Genomic DNA, 14,246 nt, shown 5'->3' with positions numbered 1-14,246 from the left:
CAAACAAGCTTCGGAGTGCCTTGACCAGCCTGTCGGAGCCCAGTGCCCGGTAACCGCCTTGCCCTTATGAAACTATCCCTGATCGATGTCGCCGTACTCGTGCTGTTTTTCGCCAGTCAAATCGCGATTGGCCTGTACGTGGGGCGCAAGAACACGTCGGCCAGCCAATACTTCCTGGCGGGCAAGTCCTTCTCCGGCCTGTTGGTCGGGGTGAGCTTCATCGGCTCGGTCATCAGCTCGGTCACGTTCATGGCGACGCCCGCCGACGCTTTTAAAACGGCCTGGTTCCGCTTCATCCCGAACTTCGCCTTCCCGGTCATCGCCCTCTTGGCGGCCTGGCTACTCATTCCCTTCTTCCGCCGGGGCACCCTGACCTCCGCCTACCAATACCTGGCCCTGCGCTTCCATAATTCAGTATCCGCCTACGCCTCGGTCGTCTTCATCGTCACCCAGGTCGTGCGCACCAGCATGATCGCCTACTTGCTGTCGCTGCTGGTCGGGGAAATCACAGGCTGGGGCTTCAGTTGGTCGTTGATCCTGGTCATCATCGTAACCGGCGTGTACACGGTCAAAGGCGGGATCCGCGCTGTGATCTGGACCGACGCGGTGCAGGCGGTGATCCTGGCCGGTGGCGGTATCGCGTGCATTGTCGTGGCGGTGATGGGCATTCCCGACGGGCTGGCCACCGTGTTCAGTGACGGCATCGCGCACCACAAATTTTCCTTCTGGGATCTCGACCCGGTCACAAAGGAACTCGCCCCTACGGCGTGGTTCGGCGGCTTCGGGGAAAAGACCGTCCTGATGGTTTTTCTGGTCGGACTCTTTCAATACCTGAACCTCCAGTTCGACCAGTCCACAGTCCAGCGCTGGTGCACAGCGCGGACGGCGAAGGATGCGCGCAAGTCGATGTACGTGCTCGGACTGGGCTGCATCCCAATCTGGGCCTCTTTCCAGTTCCTGGGCATCTGCCTGTTCGTATTCTTCCTTTACCATAAGTCGGCTGTGGCCGAGGCCGCCCTCAACGGCACGGAAAAGGCGGAGGTCATCGTCCCGTATTTCATCATGAACTACCTGCCTGTAGGGATCGTAGGGCTGGTGATTTCAGCCGCCTTCGCCGCCGCCATGTCCACGCTCAGCTCGTCGATCAACGTCGGCAGCATGGTGGGTGTCAACGACCTGTACAAAAAGTACCTCAACCCCGGCATGAGCGAACGCCGGGGTCTGATCCTGGGAAAAATCCTCTCCGTAGTGGCGGCGCTCCTCATGTTCCTGGGGGCCCAGCTCGTCCACACGATGGACACCATGACGCTGGCCGACCTCATGCTGTCCGTCGGTGTCGTCATCACCATCGGCATCCCCTCCTTTTTCGTCGCGGGGATGTTCACCCGCCGGATCGGGACCGCGTCCATCTGGACGGGGGTGCTTTGCGCCCTGGCGTTTGCTAGCTGGGTCATGCTCAGCAACGCGGGAGCCATTCCGGATCACCTGGCCATCCGCATCCCCGCCTACTACGTGTCGGTCATCGGCAACTGCATGGCCCTCGGCATCGCGGTGGTGCTGTCGTTGTGGATCAAGCCCGCCCCGGCGGACCTGACCAACCTCACGGTCTGGGATCAGGACGGAAAAGCGCTCGACTAGGGCGGCGAGTCCCAAGCTCGCGGCAAGTCCAACTCGGCCAGTACTTTAGCCTGAACTTTCGATGCGAACGCATCGTCGCGGGGAGCTTGCCACGCTCACCCACCACGTGAGACATGCAAGATCCAAATATAAATTCATCCATTACCCACTATTAATAAATGAGAAACAAACTATTCATTCGTTTATTTCCAGCAACTATCAAAAGTAGTTTCATTATTTATTTGATTTTTATTTCAGAATTATCATTTTAATTTCAAGAACGACGTTCACGCCTCGACCAAGCCACAGGCACGCACCTGTCGCCGAGAGCACGAACGCGAGGACTTCACAACCCACACTCCCCACTCCCGCTTTTCCCATGAACCTTGACCTGAGCACGATCGAACGCGGCGTCTGGCCGGCAATGTTAACTCCGTTTAAGTCCGACCTCAGCGTCGATTTTGACGGACTGGCCAGCCTGGTCGATTTCTATGTCGGCCACGGCGTGCACGGCCTGCTGTCCACCTGCTGGTCGAGTGAAACCGAGTACCTCAGCTTCGACGAAGCCCTGGAGATCAACCGGCAGACGGTACGCCTGACCCAGGGCCGCATCCCCGTGGCTGCCACCCCGCATGCGATGGCGGCGGCGGAAACGCCCTCCCTGGAAGAGCGGATACAAATGCTCTTCGACATTGGTGTCACCTACGTCGTCCTCGTGGCCGCCCGCCTGGCCGAGCCGGACCAAAGCGATGAAGAACTATGCGACCGCCTCGAAGCCATGCCCTGGGACGGGCTGGGCATCTACGAATCCCCCTCGCCCTACCACCGGCTGCTGTCGGCGCAGGCGATGAGCCGGATTGCCGCGACCGGGCGCTTCTTTTTCCACAAGGACACCTCCTGCAACATCGACAGCATCCGGGCAAAGGTGGACGCCGTTCGCGGCACACCGCTACGCTTCTACAATGCACACAGCCCGACCCTGCTCGACTCCCTGCGCTGGGGCGGCAATGGCTACTGTGGCGTGGGCGCAAATTTCCACCCCGAGGTTTATGTGGAGCTGTGCGACTGCGTGGGGCGTGATCCGTCCCGTGCCGAGAGCATCCAGCACTTCCTCAACACCGTCGAAACCATGAGCGGCAACAACACCTACCCCAGCAATGCCAAGGTTCACCTGCAACGCCGGGGGGTCCGCATCGGGACGCAGACACGGATCACCTGCCCCTTTACCCCCGAAAGCGAAAAGCTGCTCGACGGACTCGCCCTGTGCTACGAAGAGCACTACGGGCCGATGTGCCGGTAATCGCGCAGCGTTGCCTAACCGATGACGGTTTTTGCTTAACCGCAAAGGCGCAAAGACGCAGAGGTTTTTATGAGAGGACGCCACTGTACACATAGAGCGGTTTAAACAAAACCGTAGCCGTCCACCGAAAGACGGAATGGCTAAATGATAAAATGGCTAATTGTTGTTTTCCCCGTTCCGCATCCAACAATTAACAATTGGCCATTTAGCCATTCAACCACTGCCTGCAATTCGCGATGCTTGAATAACATCATCACCACCCAGCGCAGAAAGCACCGGGTCCGTCGCGAAAAAACCCTCTTTGCGCCTCTGCGCCTTTGCGGTTAATCCACCATCCACCGCGATTAGCATTCGCGGCAGTCATTTATAAACACGCCAAAGCGCAGCACGCTGGCCGGCCCGTGGATTCAGTCGCCCGACGCCCCCGGAACCGAAACGATGTAGATCTGCTCGTTGCCATCCGCGTCGAGACGCTCATAGGCGATATGACGCCCGTCGGGAGAAAACACGCAGGCATAGGGCAGCGGGGCGGTTTCGTCCGGGCTGCGGGCAGTCAGCCGCCGGTCTTCGCCCGTAGCCACTTCGGTGATAAAGATACTGTTGTCCCGCGCGCAGGCGATGAAGCGCCCATCCGGACTCCAACTGAACGCCGAGGACACGCCAAAGGGCGATTCGGAAATCTGACGCGGCTCACCGCCATTGGGAGAAATACTGAAAAGCTGAGGCAGGCCATCCTGGTCTTTCATCAGGAAAGCAATCTGCGAACCATCGGGCGAACTTAGCAGCCAGTGCCGAGGCCCCTGAAGCCCGGGGTATTCGCGCCCCGCCGTGAAAGTCAACCGACGCTGGCCAATCCCACGGGGCGGCGACGGCGGCTGCGTGAGCGTGCCCTCCAGCGGTGTGCCCGGCCGGGCCTCCGGAACCAGCCCCTCCGGTATATCCGTAATGAAAACCTCATAATGCCGGGTGCCATCGGGAGCCGTGACCAGCCCCTTGAACGCCACGGCGTAAGCTTGCCGCGTACCGTCGGGCTTCAGGTATCCCCCCGTGCCGACCCAGCCATTTTCGCAGGCACGGCTGATCTCGTCACTGCCGGGAACAGGGGCAGCCACGGTCTCACTGATTTGCACACTGAAATAATCACCGTCGCTATTGTGGGGATGATCCGGCGAGACTTCAACCGGCCCGGCGGGGAAGAGCACGCCGATATTCCGCTGTGACGGTGGAGCCCCCTCGCGGCCGTCCAGTTGCCGCAGGATTTCATCCTCATACGTGAAGCTGACAAGCTGGCCGTCGCCACTGAAAACATGCACATGAGAGCCACCCCGCAACGCCCCGGGCGTGAACGGAGCACTATAGTCCATCGCATCGAGACTCCGGCACTCCCCCGGCGAACGTACATCGACCAGCCCCCCGCGGCGCCGACTGGCAGCGTAGGTCCACTCCGGGTCCGGCCCCTTCGGGCTGAGAATAAAAGTCACATAATCCGCACGCGGGTGATAGAAAGAGGCTCCGCAATGGCTGCCTTCGGGCGAACTATAGAGGGTCTGTACCCCCGATGTCTCGATATTAACCCGCCGGATGTCACTGCCGTTAAAGTCCTCTCCCGTGCGCCCGTCGTAAACAATCCACTGGCTGTCAGGAGACCAGACATTGCTGTTGCTGATGCGGTGTCCCTCAGGCCCCGCGGTCAATTGCGTCTCAACCGGAAATGAGGTCGCCCCATCCCCTGACTCCGGCGAGGCATGAAAAGCAAAGACAACCGGAGAAATCACAACACCGGAACACAGCACAAATATCAGCGAAAGCATGGGACGATGAGACATGGCAGACAAGGGGACAAGGAAAGAAAACGTGAACGGCCTGAATGAAAAAAAAGTTGTTGTTTCAGGAGGACAAGGTAAAACATCAAATATAGTTCAAGCTCAAGAGTCATTCACCGCCAGCCAATATTACCCAACATTTCAACGGTCCTTCAGACGGATACGCATTGCACATCCTGCCGGATAAGAGCACCTTACCCCATGCGCAACCCCCGCCTGCGAGTGAAATGACAAACGGGCCACCACCTCCAGCAGCACTACGACATGGATAAAAAGCGTTCGGTTTCAGTTTCAATGGTCGCGAAAAAAGCCGGTGTTTCCCCTGCGACTGTTTCCCGCATCCTCCACGGCTCAACCGGGGTGTCCGAAGACAAACGCAAGCGTGTGCAGGAAGCCCTGGACGAACTCGGCGCCATGCCGCGCATGCGCGGGCTGGACAACAGCTCCAACAAAAACCGGACGATCGCCGTGCTGATCGTCTCCCCGGACGGCCTGCACACCAATTCCGCCGACCTGTACCGGACGATCCTCGCCGTGGAAAGCATCCTCAGGAGCAAGCGCATCGATATGATCTTCGGGACCATCGACGAGGAAGCCGTCCTGCCCCGCGCCGTGCTGGCCGGAAAGGTGGACGCCGTCCTGCTGGCCGGGGCCGATTACCCTTCGCGCCTGCGCTCCATGCTGGAGGGGATGCCCTCCCTGTGGCTGAGCTCCCACCACGAGGGGCAGAGCGGGTTCACCCTGGCCGGGAACGAGGACATCGGCCGCATGGCGGGCGATTACCTGATCGAGCGCGGCCACCGACACCTGGCCTATTTCAAGATCCCCGACAGCCACCCCGTCCACGGCACGCGCGGGGAGTTCTTCGCCTTCGCCGCCTCGCGGGCCGGGGCCACAGTCGAGTATTTCCGCTCGGAGCCCACCCGCCTGCCCGGCGGAGATGATGTTGACTGGGAAGCCCTCTACGAGGATGTCCTCAAGCAAGTCCAACGCCTGAAAGCGATGAAGCCCAGGCCGACAGGCGCCTTTGTGCCCGTCGGAATGTTTGTCGGGCTGATCTACCGCGCCCTTGAAGCCTGCGGACTGCGCCCCGGCAAAGACATGGAAGTCATCTGCTGCGAGCAGAACCGCCCGCTGATCGCCTCACTCCAGCCGCGACCGGCCCGCATACAGGTCGATACCCACCTGGTCGCCCAGTGCGCGGTCGAAGAGATCATGCGCCAGATGGAAGACCCCGGCGCCAAGGCGCGCCCGATCAAGATTTCGGTCGCTCCGCAGTTGATCCTGGGCGACTGAGCAGGCACTCCGGCCAGGAGGCCATGCCAACCAAAAACTCCCCGACTCGCCCCACCCTCGCGAGAGTCGATAGCCTTGCCGTACCCGCAGGAGCCGGCCTGGCGGGCAGGCGGCATTGACACTGACATCACATTGAGGCGGAAAGAAACTGAGCTCCATTCATCTTCAATGACGACGCAACCATTCTCCATCACCGCTGAGAGATTGAGGCATAACAACAAATAAAGCCAACAAATAGTCATTTTGTTTCGTGAAATAAGATTGACTATTTCTCTCATTTTTGAAAAGTACCATACCATAGCCGATCTGACGGCGACTCCCAACCCCCATATATCTGAGTATGAAAAAGAAGATGACAATATTGCTTGCGCTCCCCCTCCTTTGCATCAGCCAAGGAGTCTTGCGCTCAGAAACAACCGCCTATTGGACATTCAATGAAGGCAGCGGACAAAATCTGGCCAGTACGGGCACCGCCGCCGACATGACCCTCCAGCTTGGAACCAGCCAAACGGGTTATGCCGATCCAGCCTGGGTTACTGAGCAAGGAGATACGTACCTACAATTCCGCACCGATGGCAGCCCGAACTACAACGCATTGACGCTGGCATCTACTGCAAACGCGTCAGCCTTGGTCCTTGACACATTCACAATTGAGGCCTTTATCAACCTCGCCACCCTCCCGGCATCAGGATATACGACGAACACCCCGTATTCCATCCTGGAGCTTATCAACTACGACGGTTCCGTCGGCTTAATCAACTACGGGCTTCGTGTGCTCACGACAACAGTCAACGACGAAAGTTTAACCACAGTCGATTTTTTCTACACCTACGATGACGGAGGGACCACAAAAACCAAGTCCGTCACCCACAATATGGCACTGGAGACGGATGCCTGGTATTATGTAGGCGTTACGCGTGACAGCGACGGACTGATCAGCCTGTACATCAATAACGATGTGGTAACCTCCTCCAATTCCCCGGATACGCCCTCGCTGACCTCTCCGACCCTCACGATCGGCGCATCCCGCACGAGCAGCGCCTATCGGCGCGGCCTCGACGGCGCCATCAGCGAGGTCCGCATCAGCGATGTGGCACTATCGCCCGACCAGTTACTGATTAATATTCCCGAGCCCTCCCAACTGGGACTGGGAGCATTTGGCCTCCTGCTCACACTCGCCTGCTACTTGCGTCGCCACAAGAACTGACGCGCCCTGTTGGCATTGTAACATCATCAACGGCTGTCCTCAGGCCGCCGCCAGGCAACAGGCGGCGGCCTCGCCGTCTCTCGAACCCAACACCGAAAGCCCCAGGTGCCGCCTTCAAATAACGAAGCGAGAGCATGTTCGCGCCGGCCAGCCTCGAGTTCCCAATACACCCTGAAAAAACAAATGAATTAATTTAATTTAATTTCAGAAACAAATTGACACAAAACTCATTCCCGCATGTACTAATAGAGTCGAAGCGATATGGAATGCCAGCAGACGCGAAGGCCTTACCGCCAACATTTGTCACTGAAAGACCAACAACGCTTCAAGTCCCTGTACCGCCCGCCCCCCCCTGCGCACAGTCTGCGACAGGAGAGGATACCTGGTTTTTCCACCGCCAAATAATACCGTGGAGCAGAGTCCTTCCGGATAACTTGATTCTCACATAGCTGCCTGAAAATGCCTTATCACCGCCCCCACTACCCGTCCCCCAGGAACATACGCCTCGCAAAAGCGCGGATCGCCTGCCTGGTTCACAGCACGCTTGTCGGCATCGCGGCCATGCTGCTACCGACCGCATTCAAGGCCGACGCGACGGAGCCCGTAACGCTGCTCGGTCGTTTTGTCGCCGATGGCGCGGGCGAGTGGGGAAACGCCCCTTCATTTGACGCCGACGCCTCCGCGCAAACCATCCCCCTGCAAGGGAGTCTCGACGGGGGCGGCTATACGCTCTCAGCCTGGATATATCTCGATCGCTTCATCGACGAAGGTAAAGACGGTTTCAGCAGCGTCAGCCCGGCAACGATTGCCACCTTGTCAGACGGCGAAAACGCCCTGGTCTTTTTCTCCATTTACAACAAGCGACTGCGAATCGCCCATCGGATGGTGTCGGGCTTCTCCTCCCTGACCGGGGAGCGCGAACTGCCTTTGCGCACATGGGTCAATGTAACCGCAATGGCCGACAGCTCGGACAATCTCCGCCTCTTCCAGAACGGCGTACCCGACGGAGCGACCTCCGGCGGCAAAGCGCGTTTCCGCCATCGCATTGACCGCCTGCAGATTGGTAGCTTCCGGCACCGGGCTCTGCGGGGGAGGATGGGCGCGCTCGCCTTTTATGACGGAAGCCTGGACCAGAATTCGATCTCGGCACTGGCCGGCGCCGACTCTGCCACAAGGATGGACAGGCTGCTGGACACGGCGGCCACCGGGCGCTCTGCCGTCCCCGACGTTGCGGCAGAAGAGTACGCGCAGCGCCGCCTGCGAGTGGCCGACGACACCCGCCTGCCGCTCGCCGCCGGCCACCTGGTGAGGACGGCGTTGATACCAGACGGCAAAGGAGGTTTGCCGCGGATGATGACACAGGGGCGCACCTTCGGCGCGTCACGGATCGTTTTTGACCATGCCCCAGAAGGAAACCGTGAGGATACTTTTCAAGGGCAGGCGGTGTTCGATGTCGGCAACGGAGACTTCCGTCCTCTCCTGCCCCACCGACAACCGGGCAGCAACCCCCCGTTTTTCGGATTGGACACCGAAGGCGTGGAACCCGGTCTGATCCTGCTCGGCGTTAACCCCCTGACCAATAAAACGGATCTGCTCCGCCTGCGCCTAAGCGGTGAAGAGGGAAAGGACTTCGAATTCGCCGAAGCCCTCCTGTGCAACGGCAAAACGTTCTCGCAAGCCTACCCCGGCGCGCGCCTCAGCTATGTGGGCCGGGTGGACGCAGATGAGGTTCCCGACCTGATTCTGGTGAAGACCCGCTCGGTTGGCTCCTACTACCCGGACGCGCCGGACCATTTCTGGGTCAACCGCCCATTGCCCAACAGCGGCCCCGGACGCGGCTACTCGGTCAATGGAAAATGGCTGGGAGGGGAGAATATCGACACCTATTACTGGGCAAAGGGCGGACTCTCGGCAGACGAGACGCTCAGCTTCGGTCCAATGAAGCCGATATACTTCGGAGACGAAGATTTTATCGTGCAATGGAAAACCTACTTTTATTCCAACGCCGGGGTGATTAACCGGGATGGCCAGTCCTATCTCATCATCACCGGCGACTTGGACAAGCTCCTCGCCCTACCCCTACGTGAGGAAGACGACGCACTCAGGTGCGAGGAAGCCATCCCCTTAATGGCTGATGACGCCCCCATACAAAACACCTACATCATCGAGGCGCTGGCCATCGGGGACATCGATGGCGACGGAGAGGAAGAAATTGTTGTATCAGGGAATCCCGGTTCAGTATCCGTCCTGAAAGGCAGTACGGTCGGCCAGTTCGTGGAACTTCCGGTCGTCACGCGCGGAGGGCCGCTCGCCATGCAGACCCTGATCGTGCCGACCGTGGCCGATTGGGACGGCGACGGGTACGAGGACATTATCGCCGGGGACGCTTCGGGCTCGCTCATGTGCTGGCCCGGCACGGCGGACCCGGAGGTCTTCGGCGAGCCGAAATACCTGACCAGCCAGGGCGAGAGAATACACATACAGGCCGGTTATCACGGTTCTTTACAGGGACCAAACGAAGCCCGCTGGGGGTACGTGAATCCGCTGGTATGCGACTGGAGCGGGCAGGGACGCCTGGACCTCATAACAAGCGACATCAACGGGGACTTGCTGTACTGGGAGCGCAATCCTCAAAACCCCTTCGATCTGCTTCCTGCGCGTCCTTTCACCGATGCCGGGGGTAAAAAGCTCAACCTTCCGTGGCGACAGCGTCCCGCTTTTGTCTCTGGGGATGACCCGATGGCACGCGAAGGCCGCCCAGGTCTGCTGGTGATTGACGGCGAGGGAGACCTGGCCTTGGCAACACCGGTCGCCACCGGAAAGTTGAGCATCGAGTCCGTGGAGAAAATTCACTATACAGACGGAGAGACAGTGCTGACATGCGGCCCAGTCGGAGCATGGGGGCGAGGAAAGTTCTGCTGGGTTGACTGGGACGGCGACGGGCGGCGCGACCTGCTTTTCGGAACCAACCGGATCAATAACATTTTCTTCAGTGACGAAGCGGTCGAGGCAAACAGCATGCCGTTCGTCTTCCGCAATGAAGGCAGCGAACAAAGCCCTCGGCTCGCCCGTCCTCGCCCGTTGCATCTGGATGGCAAACGCCTGAACTTTGGCACGCACATCACCGCCATGTGGCCGTTGTTTGCAGAGGGCGGAGCCATTCCCTCCGCGTTGCTGATCGGCGCCGAAGATGGACGCATCTACCGCTTTGAGCGTGAGGAATTAATCCCATGACCAGCGCCATCCTGACGCAAGTTGCCTACCCGCAGAAAACCACCCCTTGTTGCGCGTTATGAGAACTACCCTTGAACGAAAGAAACTAGCCGGATTTTCACTTCTGGAGCTTCTGGTCTCCATTGCGGTGATATCCATACTCGGAGCGATTATATTCGCTGCAGTCGGCGGAATCACCAACTCGGCACAGAGCACAAAGACAACCAGCCGCCTGCGCAACTGGTTCGTTTTTCTCCAGCTCTACGCGACAGAGAACAACGGTGCGATCCTGCCCGCCTACGAAGTTTATCCCGGCCACACTGGCATGAGGGCAACGATTGGCTACCGGCTGATCGAGAACGGCTACCTGGCAGGCCCGATTGAGGACGAAAAGACCCTGGGATGCGATGCGCAGCGCGAGCAATTCGGATTCAAGGACGCCTACTCTTTCGGGATGAACGGGCGCATTGGCAAACCCCAATCCGACGGAAATTTCACCCCGCTGGGAGTCCAGTCGTTTCAGGAGATTATCCAGCCCGAAAAACTCGCACTGGTCATGCACGGGATATGGAACGGAAACGCCTTTAATGCGGCTGTCTATGAAGCACGTTACGCCAACGAAGTGCAGCCCGTTTTCGATAACAATGTATACATCCTCTTTGCCGATGGCAATGTCTCCGCACGCGACCCTAAAACGACTCCGACCGAGAGGTCATCGGATGAAGGCCGCGCATTCTGGCTGGGAAAGTAGCACGGCGAGAGAAATACGGCCGCCATATGGTGCCCGCTTTTTTGTGTCAACCGGCAGGCGGCAACGGCACTGCGGGTCAGTCGCAGGCGTGCCGGAGTGACGGGCCGTCGATCCATTCGCCGGGGATGAGGGTGGTTTTCGGCTTCAGGGGCAGGCCCGTCTGGTTGAGTTGGAGCGCGGCGGTCACGCTCTCGACCGCGCCGGCCCCCATCTCAGAAAATGTGTGCGAGACGCCCGCCAGCTCCGCGTGCCCCGGCTCCCAGGAGAGGTTCACGAAATCGGTCTCCGCGTCGGCCAACTGGTCTTCCCGCGCCCAGCCGGGGATGAAGGAATTACCGCTGAGGACGACATCGGGGCGAGCCTCGCGCAGCCAGCGGGCCAGCGCCGCCCGGTCCTCCCCTTCGACGATCAGGATGGGCAGCGGACGTTTGTGGTTCTCGCGGAAAAAACTCAGGTAGGCTGCCGCCCAGAAATGCACCGAACGCCGGTGGTCGATCCCCCGCAGCGCCAGGCCGATACGCCCGTAGCCGAGCCGGGTCAGGCGTTCTAGAGTCGAGAGGCAGGCGGTAAAATGGTCATGGCAAATACGGTCCAGCACGGCGGGGTGGAGCGTATAGCCGATGCTCACCCCGGCGAAATGGTCCCAGGCCAGATCGACGACTTTTGACTCCTGCAACAGCGAGACAATGACGCCGCGAATGCCCCGGTGGGTGAGGATGTCGCTCAGCCGCCGATGTGTCATGCCGGGGGAATTGATGGCAAAGGGCTCCACCCGGTAGCCCAGCGGCTGGCCGCGCTCGACGGCCCCGCGAAAAGCATAGGAGGCAGGCAGCGAGCCGCGAACGATATCCTCCTGCCGGTGGTCGTGGAGAAAAGCCAGCGTCGTTTCGCCCCCCGGCTCGCGGCGGGTGCGCATCTGCGTCATGCAGGCGGCCACGAGGGGGTTTATCCGGTAGCCCAGCTCAGCGGCGGTCTGCTTGACGGCCTCCCTCGTCTTGAGGCTGATTCGCGGGTGGTTGCGCAGCGCCATCGAGACCGTCGCCTTGGTCACACCAAGCTTGTCAGCAATGTCCTGCAGGGACGGGGTTCTATCAGCGGGGCCGGACATAAGTGCTCGAAAACAAACCGTCCCCCAGCATGAAAACAGGCAAAAAAAACGCGAGCCTGCTTTGGCTCCAAATGAAACCGCAGGCCCGCGCTTTTCCCCAACGGTTATTCCCCGTCAAGGCAGGCGCCTAGCAACTCCCCGACCGTGCTCTCCGCCAGGCAAAGCACCTGGTCCGCCGCGCCGTAGTAAATCTTCACTGTGCCGTCGTCCTCGGCAATCGAGCCGTTGGTAAACACGACGTTCGGGCTCTGCCCCTGGAACTCGAAGGGCAGTTCGGGCGCGAGGATCGCGCGCTTGCTCTGGCCGATGAGCTTCCAGGGTTCGGCCAGGTCGAGCAGCATGACGCCGAGGCTGTAAACCTCGTCATTCACCTGACGCCGCACGCCGTGCATGATGCATAGCCAGCCCTTGTCCGTCTTGATCGGCACCGAGCCGGGGCCGATTTTTTTCTCGCCCCAGCCGAGGGTTTCCTTGGCCAAGACCCGGCGGTAGTGCCCCCAGAATTCCAGGTCGGGCGAGGCGCTGGCCCAGATGTCGAACGAGTTATCGTTCGGGCGGTCGAGCCTCCAATACAGCCCGTTGATTTTCTCGGGAAAGAGAACGCCGTTGCGGTTATCCGGCTCGCTGATCAGGCCCATCCATTCGAGGCGGCGGAAGTCCCGGTCGATCTTGAACAAACCCAGTTGGCAGGTTTTTCCGTTGGTCACGTCAGCGGCATGCGTGATGTAGTATTGGCCGTCGATCTCGGTCACGCGGGGATCCCAGTACGACTTGGTCGCGTCCACGTACTGGTTGAAAACCGGGTCGTCCGATGGCACCGCCAACGGTTCCGGACGCGGGGTGAAGCGGATGCCGTCCTCGCTCTCGGCGACCCACATGTAGCGCCCGAAGCACGAGTCTTCGCAACGGCAGACGAGGAGGTAGCGTCCGTCCTGCTTGACTGCCCCGGCGTTGAAAACCGACACAATGTCGCCGGGGAAGTCCGCCGCCGTGAGGATGGGGTTCGCGGCGTAGCGCCGCACGAGGCTTTTCTTGGCTCTGATCATGGCTGGATGAGGTAAGGGTTTTCAGGTTTACCGCTGCCAGAACGGCGGAGGAGCCGCGCCCGGCGGCATCCCCTCTTCAACGGAAAAACCTCATCCTCCCGGTATCGCACAGGAGAAAGCCAAAGGCCACGCAGCCCTTGCTTAACAGGTTAAACAACAGCCGGGTATTCCCGACACAATGACGCCCGGATCACCCCGCGCGCCGGTCAGCCGCGCAATCAACCGCGCACGTACGGGTTGGTCTTTTTTTCCTGGCCCACACTGGTGATGGGGCCGTGGCCGGGGTAGAGAATCGTCGCGTCCGGCAGGGTGTAAAGCTGGGTCTTGATCGAATGCTCCAGCGTCGGCCAGTCGCCACCCGGCAGGTCGGGACGCCCCACGCTGCCGGCGAAAATCGCATCCCCGACCACGCAGCACTCCTCTTCCGGGAAATAAATGGCGATGTTGCCGGGGGAATGGCCGGGCACGTGGCGAATTTCCGCGTCCTGGCCAAGCAGTTGCACCTTTTCCCCGGCAGCGAGAAAGCGATCCACCTTGGCGGGCGGGATTTCGTAGCCCGGCGGCAGAAACGCGGCCTGACGCATCGGGTCCTCGATCCACTCGCGGTCGGCCTCGTGCGCCCAGACCGGGATGCCCGCACCCTTGAAAGTTGCCGTGTCGATCATGTGGTCCCAGTGCCCGTGGGTTAACACGAGCGCGTCGAGCGTGAGCTTTTCGGCCTCCAGGATCGGCAGCACCGTCTGCCAAGCGGTGGCCGGGGCGTCGAAAAGCACGGCGTGTGAGCCGTTGTCGATCAGGATGGCGTTGGTTCCGATGGGCGGCAGTTCAAAGGACCGGATTTGCATATCGGTCTCAATTGAACGCCCACAACCGCCCCGAGGAAAG

11 protein-coding genes are annotated in these 14,246 nt (G+C 60.0%); 7 read left to right on the top strand and 4 right to left on the bottom strand.

Annotated elements, in window-relative coordinates:
* The first annotated feature begins 66 nt into the window (after positions 1-66).
* Entirely contained in the window at positions 67-1,638 is a 1,572-nt protein-coding gene (locus tag H5P28_RS19145; protein WP_185677298.1) for a sodium:solute symporter family transporter, read from the top strand.
* 358 nt (positions 1,639-1,996) lie between these two features.
* Complete coding sequence (locus tag H5P28_RS19140; RefSeq protein ID WP_185677297.1) at positions 1,997-2,917, top strand: dihydrodipicolinate synthase family protein; 921 nt, start codon at positions 1,997-1,999, stop codon at positions 2,915-2,917.
* A 407-nt stretch (positions 2,918-3,324) separates the two neighbouring features.
* Here the strand turns inward: H5P28_RS19140 and H5P28_RS19135 are convergent, their stop codons facing one another.
* Positions 3,325-4,743 carry a DUF3748 domain-containing protein gene (locus tag H5P28_RS19135; protein ID WP_221773490.1) on the bottom strand — a complete coding sequence of 473 codons (1,419 nt, stop codon included), beginning with the start codon at positions 4,741-4,743 and terminating at the stop codon, positions 3,325-3,327.
* On the opposite strand from H5P28_RS19135, the gene H5P28_RS19130 reads away from it, so the two are divergent.
* The 5 genes from H5P28_RS19130 (at position 4,742) to H5P28_RS19110 (ending at position 11,207) form a co-directional block, all read left to right on the top strand.
* Entirely contained in the window at positions 4,742-4,927 is a 186-nt protein-coding gene (locus H5P28_RS19130) for a hypothetical protein (RefSeq protein ID WP_185677296.1), read from the top strand. The genes H5P28_RS19135 and H5P28_RS19130 overlap by 2 nt on opposite strands.
* A 77-nt stretch (positions 4,928-5,004) precedes the next feature.
* Positions 5,005-6,036 carry a LacI family DNA-binding transcriptional regulator gene (locus H5P28_RS19125; RefSeq protein ID WP_185677295.1) on the top strand — a complete coding sequence of 344 codons (1,032 nt, stop codon included), beginning with the start codon at positions 5,005-5,007 and terminating at the stop codon, positions 6,034-6,036.
* Between the two features lie 400 nt (positions 6,037-6,436).
* Entirely contained in the window at positions 6,437-7,243 is an 807-nt protein-coding gene (locus H5P28_RS19120; RefSeq protein WP_185677294.1) for a LamG domain-containing protein, read from the top strand.
* Positions 7,244-7,702: 459 nt separating this feature from the next.
* Positions 7,703-10,477, top strand: coding sequence for an FG-GAP-like repeat-containing protein (locus tag H5P28_RS19115; protein WP_185677293.1), 2,775 nt, complete (start codon positions 7,703-7,705; stop codon positions 10,475-10,477).
* Positions 10,478-10,535: 58 nt separating this feature from the next.
* Positions 10,536-11,207 (top strand): type II secretion system protein, encoded by a 672-nt coding sequence (locus H5P28_RS19110; protein ID WP_185677292.1) that lies wholly within the window; start codon positions 10,536-10,538, stop codon positions 11,205-11,207.
* Between the two features lie 76 nt (positions 11,208-11,283).
* Here H5P28_RS19110 and H5P28_RS19105 read toward each other — a convergent pair whose 3' ends face one another.
* The 3 genes from H5P28_RS19105 to H5P28_RS19095 form a co-directional block, all read right to left on the bottom strand.
* The gene (locus tag H5P28_RS19105; RefSeq protein ID WP_185677291.1) at positions 11,284-12,315 is read right to left on the bottom strand and encodes a LacI family DNA-binding transcriptional regulator; all 1,032 of its coding nucleotides are present in this window, start codon (positions 12,313-12,315) and stop codon (positions 11,284-11,286) included.
* 104 nt (positions 12,316-12,419) lie between these two features.
* On the bottom strand, positions 12,420-13,361 hold the full coding sequence (locus tag H5P28_RS19100; RefSeq protein ID WP_185677290.1) for a glycoside hydrolase family 130 protein: 942 nt from the start codon (positions 13,359-13,361) through the stop codon (positions 12,420-12,422).
* 218 nt (positions 13,362-13,579) lie between these two features.
* Positions 13,580-14,206: an MBL fold metallo-hydrolase gene (locus tag H5P28_RS19095; protein WP_185677289.1), complete on the bottom strand. Its 627-nt coding sequence runs from the start codon at positions 14,204-14,206 to the stop codon at positions 13,580-13,582.
* Positions 14,207-14,246 lie beyond the last annotated feature (40 nt).

Source organism: Ruficoccus amylovorans (assembly GCF_014230085.1).
Lineage (GTDB): Bacteria > Verrucomicrobiota > Verrucomicrobiia > Opitutales > Cerasicoccaceae > Ruficoccus > Ruficoccus amylovorans.
This window is presented reverse-complemented; position numbering and strand designations above follow the sequence as displayed.